We start from the raw sequence: 13,555 nt of genomic DNA, 5'->3' as shown, positions 1-13,555 counted from the left end.
GCAGTCTGGCAGACACAGCCGTACGGGACGGGCCCGTACGCGTGTCGGCCCGGTGCGTTGCCGCACTCCGGGTGAGGGAGGGTTCGCGATGAACGAGACGATGGTCTGCGCGGTCGGCAGGGTGGCGACGCAGCCGGTGTACAGGGAGATGGCGTCCGGCCCGTCGGCGAGGTTCCGGCTGGCCGTGACCGCGCGCTACTGGGACCGCGAGAAGAACACGTGGGCGGACGGGCACACCAACTTCTTCACGGTGTGGGCCAACCGCCAGCTGGCCACGAACACGGCGGCGTCGCTGACGGTCGGCGAGCCCGTGATCGTGCAGGGCAGGCTGAAGGTGCGGACCGACGTACGCGAGGGGCAGAGCTGGACGTCGGCGGACATCGACGCCGTGTCGATCGGACATGACCTGGCCTGGGGCACCTCGGCCTTCAGGCGCGTTGCCAAGGCGGAGACGGCGACTGCGCCGACACGACCGGAGCCCAACTGGGAGACACCACAGGATGGTTCCCTGGGGTCGGCGGACGCTCAGGCTCAAGACCAGGCGGAGCCAGCGGTATTGACGTAGCGTCAACCGTGGCCACCTGCCCGAACTGCGGCTTATCGGCGAGTGCACGCCGAACGACAAGGGGTGGATTTGTCGATAAGCCCTGCTGGCCGGGGATCTTGGCGATAACGATTCCGAGTCGGATCACTCGTCCGACCGTCTGACCGGCGGGCGGGGCCCCCCACGTCCCTAGGATGCCGGACATGGCTCTCGGGTCTCACGTGCCCTGTGAGGCCTCTGAATCTGCTGGTGGGACCGTCCCCCCACGTCAACGGTCCTGCTCGAAGGGGAATTTGGTGTTTGCTTCGTTCTCTGAGCTGTTCGTACGCAGGCGAGGCGCGGCCCGCCTCGCCACCGCGACGGTGGTGTCCGGGCTCGTCGCCGCGGGCGGGCTGGCCGGTGCCGGCCGGGCGGCCGCCGACGAGACGACGCAGAGACAGGGCGGAGCGGCCGCGACGATAGGCGGCCTCAAGACGTACGGCGCGGCCGTGATACACGCCGGCACCGGCGACCAGGAGATCTCGGCGGGCCTGTTCGAGATGTCCGTCGACGGCGGCGGCATGCTGCAGACGTACTGCGTCGACCTCCACAACCCCACGCAGCGGGACGCCAAGTACCACGAGACGCCCTGGAGCGGCACGTCCCTGGGCACCAACAAGGACGCCGGCAAGATCCGCTGGATCCTGCAGAACTCCTACCCGCAGGTCAACGACCTCGCGACGCTGGCGCGGAAGGCGGGCGTGCGCGGTACGCTGACCGAGCAGGACGCGGCGGCCGGCACCCAGGTGGCGATCTGGCGCTACTCGGACGACGTGGCCGTCGACGCCCTCGACCCGCAGGCCGAGCAGCTCGCGGACCACCTGGAGAGGAGCGCCCGCAATCTGCCCGAGCCCCGGGCCTCGCTCACCCTGGAGCCGCCCGCCGTCTCCGGCCGGCCGGGAGAGCGGATCGGACCGGTGACGGTGCGCACCAACGCCGGCAGCGCGACGGTCACCCCGCCCGCGGACGCCGCGACCAGCGGGGTGCGGGTCGTCGACAAGCAGGGCAAGGCCGTCACGACCACGGCCGACGGCGGGCAGGTGTTCTTCGACGTGCCCGAGGACGCGGCAGCCGGTACGGCGGAACTGACCGTGCAGGCCTCGACGACCGTGCCGGTCGGCCGGGCCTTCGCCTCCGAGAACCGCAGTCAGACACAGATCCTGGCCGGCTCCAGCGAGTCGACGGTGTCCGCGACGGCCGGGGCGACCTGGGCCAAGCAGGGCCCGATCCCGGCGCTGTCGGCGGCGGAGAACTGCGCCGAGGGCGGCGTCGACATCATCGCGTCCAACCAGGGCGATGAGCCGTTCACCTTCGAACTGGCCGGTCTGGAGCACACCATCGCCGCGGGCGAGTCCCGCACGGTGACGGTGCCGCTCCAGGAGGACCAGGCCTACGACTTCACGATCCACGGCCCCGGCGGCTTCGAGAAGCGCTTCACCGGCATGCTGGACTGCCAGACGCGCGGCAGCGCCGCCGGCACCACCACCCAGACCCTCAGCGAACCGAGCCCGGCGACGGTGGGCGGCGCCGCCACGGACACCAACCTCGCCGAAACGGGCAGCTCGGAGATCACCCCCGTGATCGTGGGCGTCGCCATCGGCCTGGTCCTGATCGGCGGGACGACGCTGGTCGTGCTGCGGCGCAGGGAGGCGACGGCGGGGGAGTGACCCGGCCGGGCGACGCCCGGGCCGCTCTCACCCTTCCCGTCAGCGGGCCGCGAGCAGTTCGAGGGTGTCGATCACGCGGTTCGAGAAGCCCCACTCGTTGTCGTACCAGGCGACCACCTTGATGTGGCGGCCGTCGACGCGGGTGAGGGCCGAGTCGAAGATCGACGAGGCCGGGTTGCCCGTGATGTCGGCGGACACGAGCGGGTCGTCGGAGTACTCGAGGACACCGGCGAGCGGGCCCTCCGCCGCGGCGCGGTAGGCCGCCAGCACCTCGTCGCGCGTCACGTCGCGGGCGACGGTCGTGTTGAGTTCGACGATCGAGCCCACCGGAACCGGCACGCGGATCGAGTCGCCCGACAGCTTGCCGTCGAGGTTCGGCAGCACGAGACCGATCGCCTTGGCGGCGCCCGTCGTGGTCGGCACGATGTTGACGGCGGCGGCGCGGGCGCGGCGGGGGTCGCGGTGCGGACCGTCCTGCAGGTTCTGCTCCTGCGTGTAGGCGTGCACCGTCGTCATGAAGCCGTGCTCGATGCCCGCGAGCTCGTCGAGCACCGCGGCCAGCGGCGCGAGCGCGTTGGTCGTGCACGAGGCGTTCGAGACGACCGTGTGCACGTCCGGGTCGTACGCGTCGGTGTTGACCCCGAACGCGAGCGTGACATCAGCGCCGTCCGACGGCGCACTGACGAGTACCTTCTTCGCTCCGGCGTCGAGGTGGGCACGGGCGGCCTTGGCCGAGGTGAAGCGGCCGGTGGCCTCAAGGACGATGTCGACGCCGAGTTCGGCCCAGGGCAGCTGAGCCGGTTCGCGCTCGGCGAGCACCTTGATGCGACGGCCGTCGACGACGAGGGCGTCCCCGTCGGCGGCCACCGGGCGGCCGAGCCGGCCGGCCGTCGTGTCGTAGGCGAGCAGCCGGGCGAGGGTGGCGGGCTCCGTGAGGTCGTTGACGGCGACGATGTCGAGGTCGCTGTCGCGTTCGAGCAGTGCGCGCAGCACATTGCGTCCGATGCGGCCGAATCCGTTGATCGCGATGCGCGTCATGAGTGGTGGTGTCCCTTCGGGTCTCTCCGGTTCGCCACCAGCGTCGCGGCAGGCAACCGCCCGGGACAGCGGCGTGATCGCCACGGTTCAAAAGGATCGCGCCACGGGCGCCACAGGACGGCGGGCTACTCGCCCCGGGCGAAAGTGCGCCGGTACTCGCTCGGCGTGGTGCCGAGGATGCGCTGGAAGTGCAGCCGCAGATTCGCCCCGGTGCCCAGACCGACGTCGGCGGCGATCTGCTCCACGCCCCGCTCCGAACGCTCCAGCAACTCACGGGCCACGTCGATACGGGCGCGCATGACCCACTGCATGGGCGTGTAACCCGTGTCTTCGACGAAGCGCCGCGACAACGTACGCGGCGAGACCGCCGCATGCCGCGCGAGCACGTCGAGGGTGAGGGGCCTGCCGAGCCGGTGCAGCGCCCACTCGCGGGTGGCGGCGAACCGCTCGCCGAGCGGCTCGGGCACGCTGCGCGGCACGTACTGCGCTTGACCGCCGCTTCGGTAGGGGGCCGCCACCAGGCGCCGGGCCGCGTGGTTCGACGCGGCCACTCCGAGGTCGCCGCGCAGAATGTGCAGGCACAGGTCGATGCCCGAGGCGGCGCCCGCCGACGTCAGCACGCTGCCCTCGTCGACGAACAAAACATCCTCGTCGATCCGCACGAGCGGATGCTTCGCCGCGAGCGCCCGTGAGTAGTGCCAGTGCGTAGTGGCGCGTCTGCCGTCGAGCAGGCCTGTGGCGGCGAGGGCGAAGGCACCCGTCGAGATGGCGGCGAGCCGTGCGCCCCGGGCGTGGGCCGCGATCAGCGCGTCGACGACGGCCTGCGGCGGGTCGTCGCGATCCGGGAACCGGTAGCCGGGGATGAAGACGATGTCGGCCCACGCGAGCGCGTCCAGACCGTGGGCGACGGAGTACGACAGGCCGTCGCCGCCGGTCACCAGACCGGGTGCCGCCCCGCACACACGCACTTCGTACGGCATGCTCGCGCGGGTCGTGAAGACCTGCGCGGGAATGCCGACGTCGAGCGGCTTCGCACCCACGAGCACGAGGACGGCGACGCGATGCAGGCGGGAGGACGGCACGTGGACAGGGTACGAGGGAACACGGACTCCCACCGGCTCGCCCGCCCGCCCCTAACGAAAGCCCAGGTCACAGCGCACCGTCCATACGCGTTTCCGCCCAGGCGTGGCGGTACGGCAAGATGGGGTCTTACTTGCGGCGAGAGGGTATAAAAGGGCCTCTCACCAGCGATTTTCCTGCCGATGAGGGGCCGTGTCAGGCGGCTTGGGCCGTCTCTGGGCCGTCGGGCGTCCCTGGGCCGTCATGGGCGTGACCGGCAGCCCGGTACATCGCGGAGATGGCTTCCGGGTCCGGGTCTCGCTGGACGGCATGAGGTGGGTGTAGACGCGGAGTGTGAAGCCCGGATCGCTGTGGCCGAGGTAGAGACTCAGGGCCTTGATGCTCTCTCCGGCGTCCAGGAGGACCGAGGCGCAGCAGTGGCGTAGGGCGTGCATGCCGTGTTTGCGGGCGGCGGCGTACCGCTGGCCCTTCTCGGGGGTCGGGATGATGCCGGCGGATGCGAGCGCGGGCTTCCAAGCCTGGTCGTTGAAGACCTGATGTGCCCGGCCATCAGGCAGCCTCCCCGAGTAGGGAGTCCACCCACGCACGTACGTCGTCCGGGTCGAAGCGGAGATGCCGGCCGACTCGGAAGCCGCGGGGACCGGTGCGCTTGCGGCGCCACTGGTAGACGGTCTCGACGCTGGGAAGTTCGAACATCTCGACCAGGTCGTCAGGGGTGAGGAAGCGGTTCGGCAGCTCGGAGGACATGTCACCACGCCCTTTCATCGGTGAGTTGAGCGCGTAGAGGTTCGCGGGCGTTCTCGCGGTTGAGTTGGAGGTCGCGGGCGATGGTGGCGGCGAGAACGGATTCACCGGGGGTGTGGCCGTGTCCGGCGTACTGCCAGTCGGCCAGGACCAGGACGGTGTCCGGCTCGCGGTCGTCCAGGGCGAGGGCGGCGTGTTCCTGAACGGCGCGGTAGTCGGCGCGGGCCTGGCGCAGGGTGCCGAGGGTGGTGGAGTAGCGGCGGGACTTGGAGGAGAAGTGGCCGCGGAAGCCGAGCATGTGAGCCCAGGCCCACAGGCGCCGGTCGGGGTAGAGCGGGTCGAGCTGCTTGCAGGCCTCGATGAGGCGGCGGGTGTGGTCGGGGACTTGGTGGCGGTCGAGTTCGGAGAGTTCGCCGATGCGGCGATCCAGGGTGCCGGTGTTCTCGGCGGCCTTGGTGGCGTACTTGGCGACGTAGGAGGCGACGGCCTGTTCGGTGATGTCGGAGCCGTCGCCGAAGGCCTTGACGGGGCGGACGTCGAGCTGGGTGCCCCAGGGGAAGGTGCGGGCCGGTTGGTCCTCGGTGGCCGGGACGGAGACCGAAGTGTAGGAGTGCGCGGCAGCTCCTCGGATCGCGTCGGCGAGGAGGTCGACCGTGGCCCAGGACGGTGGGGCCGTTTCCGGTCCGTCGGGGCCGTCGATGCGGATCACGGCGTGGAAGTGCACGGCGCCACGCTTCTGGAACTCGGCGACCCGGCGCAGCCGCCGGTGCGGCGGATCTGCTCGTGCCAGGGTTGAAGTCGGAAGCCGAAGCCACCCAGTTGTCTATGGGGGGCATCTTTCAATGCGGGACTTGTGAGCGTTGCCTCCGGCGCAAGGCTCGATTCTCTGCTGGGAGTCAGCGACAGGACGACATACGCTTCCCTGAGTTGAAGACACGGCACGCCCGCCGAAGGAGCGAAGGAGCGATGAGAGCGGGCACGTACAGTGCGCGCGAGCACGCACCGAGGCGATCCCGCCCCTCCTCCCGCTACTTCACCACGAACGTGATCGTCGCGCTGTCCCGCTCGCCGTAACGGCTCTGCACTTCGTACCGGAGCGAGTCCTCGCCGGTGAAGTTCTTGGCCGGCGTGTACCGAATGACGTGGCTCAGGTGCTTCTCCGTCCCGTGCTCAGGCTTGGACACCCGGGTGATCGTGATGGGGTGCTTACCCCACACCAGCTGGTCCGCCACTCTCACGGTGAAGGCCTTGTTCTTGGGGATGTCGTACGTCGTGCCCATGGCATTCAGCGGAATGTGTTCGACCCGGATCTGCGCCTTGATCGTCTCACCGTCGTCGAAGGTCTCCATGGGGCTGGCCAGCAGCGTCACACGCCTTTCCGTGAACTTGCTGACGTTGTTCAACAGGGGCCGCCACTTCTTCTTGCCGACGCTTTCGACCTCGCTGATCACCTCTTCGACGTCACGCGCCTCCACGAGCTGGAAGGCGGCGTCCACGACCTCGGACGCGGCGGCGACACGCACGGAGATCCTTTCTCCGGGCAGCAGCCGGAACGTGGCATTACTGCAGTCCGCCCAGTTGGTGGTGTCGACCTCCGGGCAGTCCTTGATGACGTCGCGCGGTGGAGGGGGCTTCGGTGGCGTCGGTGACGGCCGGGTCGCCCCCTCTCCGGCAGGGTTCGCCTGGCCCGTCGCCACGGTCGGGCCGGACATGCCGACGAACAGCGCTCCCGAGACGGCTACGGCGGTCAGTGTCCTCTTTCGCATGGCACACCTCCTGGTTCCGGCCTCGAACCACTTATCCCCCGCACGCGCAGGGCGTGGGTGCGCGAAGGAATAGCCACCTAGGTTCCAGGGTAGTACCGCGCGCATGCGAACAGCGGGGCGGCTACGGGCCGGGTGCCCGAACTGTGCAGCAGCGAGGTCCTCGTCCCCCACCGAGTTCGGCGCGGACGTCGAGGATCTGATGTTCTCGTCCGGTGGCCCGGCGGGCTCGGCTACTTCCTGCTGTACGGCTCGTACGAGGCCGACCGCGACCTCGCCGCCTTCCACACCCGCTGCGGCTACACCACCCAGGCACCCGGCGAGACCTGCCCCCTGGACCGCATCGCCCTGCCGTTCCGGCTCGGCGCAGGCGACGACCAGTGCGTCTTCACCCGCTGGCGCGCCCGCCGCTGACCGACCACCGGAAGATCAATCTCACCGATAACCGCTGTACCGATGTTCCCCAAGGCCGTTGTTGAACACGATCACCGCAGCAGGGTGTGGAGCAGACCGACCACAGCCAGGCCCACGAGAAGCGCGACTCCGACAGCAGGGCATACGGACACGGTGGGCGGTTTACGTGGGGCGAGTGTTGCCGTCTGCGGCGATTCGGTTGTGCCGGAGAAGAGAGGCTGGCTACGGGAGGGGGAGGGGTGGCCGGGGACCGGTTCGCCGTCGACCCCGCCGGTCTCGGGGAGTCGCCCGGACTGTTACCGCGATCCTGGGGGAAGTGCCCCGCGCCGGCGGGCCGTTCGCTCCCGGGTGACGGCTCAGGCGCCGGGCGCCCGGTAATCCACCTCCTGACGGACCGCCTCGTCGATCTCCTCGGCCGTCAGCAGCGCAACCGTGTTGGTGCGCACGCCACCGGCCGCCGACGTGACCAGCCCCAGAGCCGCGGCGGAGGTGTTGCCTGGCAGGTCCGCCGTGAGGTAGAAGTCCTCCTCGCCGAGTGCCCAGTACGCCGATTCGAGCCGGCCACCCATGCTCTGGACCAACCGCTCGACGACCTCACGGCGCGCGGTGCCGCCCTCTTCGAGCAGGCCCTTCAGTCCGTCCACGGTCAACTTGACCTTGAAGAGGTACTTCGGCATGGGTTCCGCCTTTCACGTCTCGCGCGGCTCTTGCGTCTGTCACATATGCCTCGGTAATCACCCTCGATCCGCATTCTCCCTACTCCTCCGCGTCCGCGTCGCGAGGTCCGCCGCCATACGGCTTACGCCCCGGCCAAGGCGCGGGTCAGCCCACCGGCGCGCACGACCACCAGAACAAAATCGTCGAGGGGATACGTCAGTGACTCTGTCCAGCCGTCGCAGGAGTCGACGGCCACAGTCGGATGACGGTCGCAGGTCACCGCCGCCGGTGGTCAGTTGGGGCGGTGCAGCAGCGCAGTGTCTCTCAGGGGCGCCCAGGCGCGACGGGACCGCGTCCGCGGCTGGTCGCTACGCGCAGCACGTCCCGCAAGGCGCTGGTCAACTGGGCGGCGAGAAGGTGCAGCTCCTCCAGGTCTTCGGTCTGGTCGTCAAGTACCAGATGTGAGTGCTCCAGCAGTTGGGCCGCCATCCCGAGCTGGAAGGCCTCGATGTGGTCCGCCAGGCGGGAGACGTAACCGCCTTGGTCGTCGGTGCCCGCACGCCTCGTAGATCAAAGGCAGGTCGACCGGCGCCGATTTCGGAGAGGACTCCGCGCAGGCGTGATGCGTGCCGATCTGGCAAGCAGTCGAGCGGTACGACGTGGTCGAGGTGTCCGGGCCAAGAGTCTGCCGCTGCGAGGGCATCAGTGGACCTCAGCAGAGTCGACCGGACGTCGGTCGGTAGCTGGGGAGCGATGGCGACCCGCGGGTGCCGCGCGTGCGCGTTCCTCGTGCGCCAGTACGTACGGACGGACGAGTGCGGTGTCCTCGCCTCTGAGCAGCTGCCAGTGACTCGCCCTGTCGAGGGTCTGGCCCAGGACGACCGTCGGTTCGTCAGTGGATGCAGAGGAAGCGGCGGCGGACGTCGGCCGGGACGGCGGCCGTAAGGGGCGGCGGTGCCTGCCCTTGGGGAAGTACCGCGCTCTGGTGAGCGAGGCGGCGCGGCGGATACGGTTGAGCACGCTTTTCGCGAGCGGGCTGCGGCGGCGCTTCGGGCGCGTCTGCGTCTGTCGAGCGGTGCTGGCGGTCAGCCCTGCGGTTCACGCAGCGGTGGCGGCCTAACCCGATGCAGGCTGCTAAGTGATCACCCCTGGGCCGTCCCTGAGCCGTGCGAGGTTGCCCGAGGTCGACCAAAGGCGACCGACAGTGACAGTCGCCCGGCAGCCGTCATCCGAGAAAGGCCAGGTCAGCCGCCCCCACCCATACGCGTTTCCACCCAGGGGTGGCGGTACGGCAAGATGGGGTGTATCTGCCCACTGCCAGTTTCAAGCTGCCGGACGGTTTCTCTTGGCTGAGTTCATTTACACCATGCGCAAGGCGCGCAAAGCGCACGGCGACAAGGTGATCCTCGACGACGTGACGACCAGCTTCCTGCCGGGGGCGAAGATCGGCGTCGTCGGCCCGAACGGCGCCGGCAAGTCGACGATCCTGAAGATCATGGCCGGCATCGAGCAGCCGTCCAACGGTGACGCCTTCCTCACGCCCGGTTACACGGTCGGCATCCTGCTCCAGGAGCCCCCGCTGACCGAGGACAAGACCGTCCTGGAGAACGTCCAGGAGGGTGTCGCCGGGATCAAGGGCAAGCTCGACCGGTTCAACGAGATCGCCGAGCAGATGGCGACCGACTACACCGACGCGCTCATGGAGGAGATGGGCAAGCTCCAGGAGGACCTCGACCACGCCAACGCGTGGGACCTGGACGCCCAGCTGGAGCAGGCCATGGACGCCCTGGGCTGCCCGCCCGGCGACTGGCCCGTCACCAACCTGTCCGGTGGTGAGCGCCGCCGCGTCGCGCTGTGCAAGCTGCTGCTGGAGCAGCCCGACCTGCTGCTGCTCGACGAGCCCACCAACCACCTCGACGCCGAGTCGGTGAACTGGCTGGAGCAGCACCTGGCCAAGTACCCGGGCACCGTCGTCGCGGTCACCCACGACCGGTACTTCCTCGACAACGTCGCCCAGTGGATCTGCGAGGTCGACCGCGGTCGCCTCTACCCCTACGAGGGCAACTACTCCAAGTACCTGGAGACCAAGGCCGCCCGTCTGAAGGTCGAGGGGCAGAAGGACGCCAAGCGGCAGAAGCGGCTCAAGGAAGAGCTGGAGTGGGTGCGGTCGAACGCCAAGGGGCGACAGGCCAAGTCCAAGGCGCGTCTGGCCCGCTACGAGGAGATGGCCGCCGAGGCCGACAAGATGCGGAAGCTGGACTTCGAGGAGATCCAGATCCCGCCGGGCCCGCGTCTGGGCAACGTCGTCGTCGAGGTCAGCAACCTCAGCAAGGGCTTCGGCGAGAAGCTGCTCATCGACGACCTCAGCTTCACGCTGCCGCGCAACGGCATCGTCGGGATCATCGGCCCGAACGGCGCCGGCAAGACCACCCTGTTCAAGATGATCCAGGGCATCGAGGAGCCGGACTCCGGCGCCATCAAGGTCGGCGACACCGTCAAGATCTCCTACGTCGACCAGAGCCGCGAGAACATCGACCCGAAGAAGACGCTGTGGGCCGTGGTCAGCGATGAGCTCGACTACATCAATGTCGGGCAGGTCGAGATGCCGTCCCGGGCCTACGTCTCCGCCTTCGGGTTCAAGGGGCCGGACCAGCAGAAGCCGGCGGGCGTGCTCTCCGGCGGTGAGCGCAACCGTCTGAACCTCGCACTCACCCTCAAGCAGGGCGGCAACCTGCTGCTCCTCGACGAGCCGACCAACGACCTCGACGTCGAGACCCTCTCCAGCCTGGAGAACGCGCTGCTGGAGTTCCCCGGCTGCGCCGTGGTCGTCTCCCACGACCGGTGGTTCCTGGACCGCGTCGCCACGCACATCCTCGCCTACGAGGGCGAGTCCAAGTGGTTCTGGTTCGAGGGCAACTTCGAGTCGTACGAGAAGAACAAGGTCGAGCGGCTCGGGCCGGACGCCGCCCGTCCGCACCGCGCCACCTACAAGAAGCTGACCCGGGGCTGATCGATCTTGCGGCACATCTACCGCTGCCCGCTGCGCTGGGCGGACATGGACGCATACGGCCACGTCAACAACGTGGTGTTCCTCCGCTACCTGGAGGAAGCCCGTATCGACTTCCTGTTCCGCCCGGAGAAGGACTTCAAGCAGGGGTCCGTGGTGGCACGCCATGAGATCGACTACAAGCGGCAGCTCGTCCACCGGCACCACCCGGTGGACATCGAGCTGTGGGTCACCGAGATCAGGGCCGCGTCCTTCACCCTCACCTACGAGGTGAAGGACGGCGACCAGGTCTACGTGCGGGCCTCGACGGTGATCGTGCCGTTCGACTTCGAGGCCCAGCGCCCGCGCCGGATCACCGCTGAGGAACGGGAGTTCCTCAGCGAGTACACGGATGACGCCGAGGAGGAGGCCGTCGCGGCATGACGGTGCTCCACCTCGCCGACGAGGGGGAGGCGGCGGATCTCGCGGCCTTCCTCTCCCGGCTGCTCCACTACGACCGTGGAGCCGCGGTGCGTCTGCAGGCGGCGGGCACCGCCCTGGCCGTCTTCGGGCGGCCGCCGTCCTTCGAGGTGCTGGCCGTGCGGGCGGTGCGGCTGGCGAAGCCGTACGAGAAGGGTCTTGAGGGCACGCTGGACGTGACGGTGTCCGCCGGTGAGTTCCTGGAGACGGTGGACGAGCAGGCCGGCACGGTCGTCGTGCCGGGTGCGGTGACCGGGCCGCCGTGGGCGGGTGTGCTGCCGCCCCGGAGCGGCTGGCGCAGCGAGCCGGGGCTGCCGGCGCCGGACGCCCTGCGGGCGCTGGTCGCCGCCGTCGTCACCGAGTTCCGGTCCCGTACACAGGAGTTGCCCGCCGAGCAGCGGACCAGGGCCGAGCTCGACCGGATCGGACGCGACATCTGGTCCCGTACGGTCGGGGACACCCGGCTGCCCGTGCGGGCCGTGCACGCGGCGCAGTCCCTCGGCTTCCTGCGGCCCGGGGTGCCGCTCGGGCTGTTCTCGTCGGGCGCGTGGCTGAGGCTGCGCACGCCGTACGGGTCCATCGCCGTGCGACGTGCCGGGCTCGGGGCGCTGGACGTCAGCGTCCGCTGAACAGCGCCCTCCGGCGAAGCGCCGCGGATCTCAGCCCGCGGTGTTGACCATCGAGGCCGCCGCGTACGTCAGGTACTTCCAGAGCGTGCGCTCGTGCTCCTCGGACAGCCCGAGCTCGTCGACGGCGACGCGCATGTGCTTGAGCCACGCGTCGTGCGCCGCGCGGTCGACCGCGAAGGGCGCGTGCCGCATCCGCAGACGAGGATGGCCGCGGTTCTCGCTGTACGTCGTGGGGCCGCCCCAGTACTGGATGAGGAACAGCACGAGGCGCTCCTCGGCCGGGCCCAGGTCCTCCTCGGGGTACATGGGCCGCAGCAGCGGGTCCTCGGCGACTCCCTCGTAGAAGCGGTGGACGAGCCGACGGAAGGTCTCCTCCCCGCCGACCTGCTCGTAGAAGGTCTGCTCCTGAAGCGTGCCGCGCCGAATCTCATTCACGCGCTCCATGGTCTCAGACGCCCCGGCATAGGACTCAAGACCTAGGACCCTCCCCCTCCCGTCGGGACCCTGCCCCTACTGTGGAGACATGGGCGGTTACGCACCCGGCAGGGAGCTCGACGATCTCGCCGCCGCCGCGCGGGCGGCGCTGGTGCGGCGGATCGAGGCGAGCGGGGCCCTGGACGCCGATCCGGGCTGGCGGGAGGCGTTCGCGGCGGTCCCGCGCCATCTCTTCGTGCCGTACTACTACGTGGGTGTCGCGGGCGGCTACGAACGCCGCTGGGGCGAGAGCACCGACCCCGGGGCGCGCGAGCGGTGGATGCGGGGCGCCTACGAGGACACCCCGCTGGCGACCCGGCTGCGCGACGGCGAGCTGCTGTCCTCCAGCAGCCAGCCGTCCCTGATGGCGGACATGCTGGCCGCGCTGGGCGTCGCGCAGGGCCACACGGTCCTGGAGATCGGCGCCGGCACCGGCTACAACGCTGCGCTGCTGGCCCATCGGCTGGGCGACGACAAGGTCACCACCGTCGACCTGGACCCGGAGATCACCGAGTCGGCCCGCCGGCACCTCGCGGCCGCCGGGTACCACCCGGTCGTCGTCACCGGCGACGGCGCCCGGGGCGTGCCGGAGCGTGCGCCGTTCGACCGGATCATCGCCACCTGCGCCCTGGGCGGTGTCCCGCCCGCCTGGGTCGCCCAGAGCCGCCCGGGCGGCCGGATCCTCATGCCGCTGGCCACCGGCCTGATCATGCTGACGGTGACGGGCGCCGGGCACGCCGAGGGACGCTTCCTGCACACGCCCGCCTACTTCGTGCCGCTGCGCGGCGCCGGACGGCCCGGGGGCGAGCCGGTCCAGCTGGGCGGGGTGCCGCGCCGGGCCCGGGAGGACGACCTGTTCCGTTTCCTGCTGGCCCTGACCCGCGGCAGCCTCGACCCGCAGGAGGCGCACGCGCTGTGGGAGCAGGAGGGCAGACCGCGGCGCGAGCGCTACGGCATCACCGTCAGCGGTGAGCGGCAGTGGGCCTGGCTGGACGACCCGGAGGGGCCGTACGCCTGGCCCCTCCCGTCGTGACGTTGCC

The 13,555-nt window shown here is 70.0% G+C and carries 13 protein-coding genes and 2 pseudogenes; 7 read left to right on the top strand and 8 right to left on the bottom strand.

Annotation, left to right across the window (positions count from 1 at the left end):
• Nucleotides 1-88: 88 nt before the first annotated feature.
• Complete coding sequence (locus HNR57_RS08010) at nucleotides 89-565, top strand: single-stranded DNA-binding protein (protein ID WP_184558296.1); 477 nt, start codon at nucleotides 89-91, stop codon at nucleotides 563-565.
• A 275-nt stretch (nucleotides 566-840) separates the two neighbouring features.
• Complete coding sequence (locus HNR57_RS08005) at nucleotides 841-2,250, top strand: Cys-Gln thioester bond-forming surface protein (RefSeq protein ID WP_184558294.1); 1,410 nt, start codon at nucleotides 841-843, stop codon at nucleotides 2,248-2,250.
• 39 nt (nucleotides 2,251-2,289) lie between these two features.
• On the opposite strand, the gene gap is transcribed toward HNR57_RS08005, so the two are convergent.
• The 6 genes and pseudogenes from gap to HNR57_RS07975 form a co-directional block, all read right to left on the bottom strand.
• Nucleotides 2,290-3,288 (bottom strand): type I glyceraldehyde-3-phosphate dehydrogenase, encoded by a 999-nt coding sequence (gene gap / locus HNR57_RS08000; RefSeq protein WP_184558292.1) that lies wholly within the window; start codon nucleotides 3,286-3,288, stop codon nucleotides 2,290-2,292.
• A 125-nt stretch (nucleotides 3,289-3,413) separates the two neighbouring features.
• Nucleotides 3,414-4,370: a GlxA family transcriptional regulator gene (locus HNR57_RS07995; RefSeq protein ID WP_184558284.1), complete on the bottom strand. Its 957-nt coding sequence runs from the start codon at nucleotides 4,368-4,370 to the stop codon at nucleotides 3,414-3,416.
• Between the two features lie 193 nt (nucleotides 4,371-4,563).
• A pseudogene (locus HNR57_RS07990) lies at nucleotides 4,564-4,901 on the bottom strand (tyrosine-type recombinase/integrase); the annotation flags it as partial.
• A gap of 16 nt (nucleotides 4,902-4,917) precedes the next feature.
• Nucleotides 4,918-5,115: a helix-turn-helix transcriptional regulator gene (locus tag HNR57_RS07985; protein WP_184558282.1), complete on the bottom strand. Its 198-nt coding sequence runs from the start codon at nucleotides 5,113-5,115 to the stop codon at nucleotides 4,918-4,920.
• Nucleotide 5,116: 1 nt separating this feature from the next.
• Nucleotides 5,117-5,866 (bottom strand): annotated as a pseudogene (gene repSA / locus HNR57_RS07980) (replication initiator protein RepSA); the annotation flags it as partial.
• Nucleotides 5,867-6,140: 274 nt separating this feature from the next.
• Entirely contained in the window at nucleotides 6,141-6,878 is a 738-nt protein-coding gene (locus tag HNR57_RS07975) for an Ig-like domain-containing protein (RefSeq protein ID WP_184558280.1), read from the bottom strand.
• A gap of 132 nt (nucleotides 6,879-7,010) precedes the next feature.
• Between HNR57_RS07975 and HNR57_RS07970 the strand changes: the two genes are divergently transcribed.
• Nucleotides 7,011-7,289, top strand: coding sequence for a hypothetical protein (locus HNR57_RS07970; protein WP_184558279.1), 279 nt, complete (start codon nucleotides 7,011-7,013; stop codon nucleotides 7,287-7,289).
• A 356-nt stretch (nucleotides 7,290-7,645) separates the two neighbouring features.
• Here HNR57_RS07970 and HNR57_RS07965 read toward each other — a convergent pair whose 3' ends face one another.
• Nucleotides 7,646-7,966 carry a GYD domain-containing protein gene (locus HNR57_RS07965; RefSeq protein ID WP_184558278.1) on the bottom strand — a complete coding sequence of 107 codons (321 nt, stop codon included), beginning with the start codon at nucleotides 7,964-7,966 and terminating at the stop codon, nucleotides 7,646-7,648.
• A 1,325-nt stretch (nucleotides 7,967-9,291) separates the two neighbouring features.
• Between HNR57_RS07965 and ettA the strand changes: the two genes are divergently transcribed.
• The 3 genes from ettA to HNR57_RS07950 are packed head-to-tail and all read left to right on the top strand — an operon-like array spanning nucleotide 9,292 to nucleotide 12,041.
• Nucleotides 9,292-10,956 (top strand): energy-dependent translational throttle protein EttA, encoded by a 1,665-nt coding sequence (ettA, locus tag HNR57_RS07960; RefSeq protein ID WP_184558277.1) that lies wholly within the window; start codon nucleotides 9,292-9,294, stop codon nucleotides 10,954-10,956.
• 6 nt (nucleotides 10,957-10,962) lie between these two features.
• Nucleotides 10,963-11,376: an acyl-CoA thioesterase gene (locus HNR57_RS07955; protein ID WP_033314185.1), complete on the top strand. Its 414-nt coding sequence runs from the start codon at nucleotides 10,963-10,965 to the stop codon at nucleotides 11,374-11,376.
• Entirely contained in the window at nucleotides 11,373-12,041 is a 669-nt protein-coding gene (locus HNR57_RS07950; RefSeq protein ID WP_184558276.1) for a DUF8010 domain-containing protein, read from the top strand. Before HNR57_RS07955 ends, HNR57_RS07950 begins: the two co-directional genes overlap by 4 nt.
• Nucleotides 12,042-12,071: 30 nt before the next feature.
• Here HNR57_RS07950 and HNR57_RS07945 read toward each other — a convergent pair whose 3' ends face one another.
• On the bottom strand, nucleotides 12,072-12,485 hold the full coding sequence (locus HNR57_RS07945; protein ID WP_184558275.1) for a globin: 414 nt from the start codon (nucleotides 12,483-12,485) through the stop codon (nucleotides 12,072-12,074).
• A 79-nt stretch (nucleotides 12,486-12,564) separates the two neighbouring features.
• On the opposite strand from HNR57_RS07945, the gene HNR57_RS07940 reads away from it, so the two are divergent.
• Nucleotides 12,565-13,548, top strand: a complete 984-nt coding sequence (locus tag HNR57_RS07940; RefSeq protein WP_184558274.1) for a methyltransferase domain-containing protein — start codon at nucleotides 12,565-12,567, stop codon at nucleotides 13,546-13,548.
• Nucleotides 13,549-13,555 lie beyond the last annotated feature (7 nt).

This window comes from Streptomyces paradoxus, from assembly GCF_014202475.1.
In the GTDB taxonomy this organism is placed as follows: domain Bacteria; phylum Actinomycetota; class Actinomycetes; order Streptomycetales; family Streptomycetaceae; genus Streptomyces; species Streptomyces paradoxus.
The sequence above is the reverse complement of the archived record's forward strand: the minus strand, read 5'-3'. Positions and strand labels throughout refer to the sequence as shown.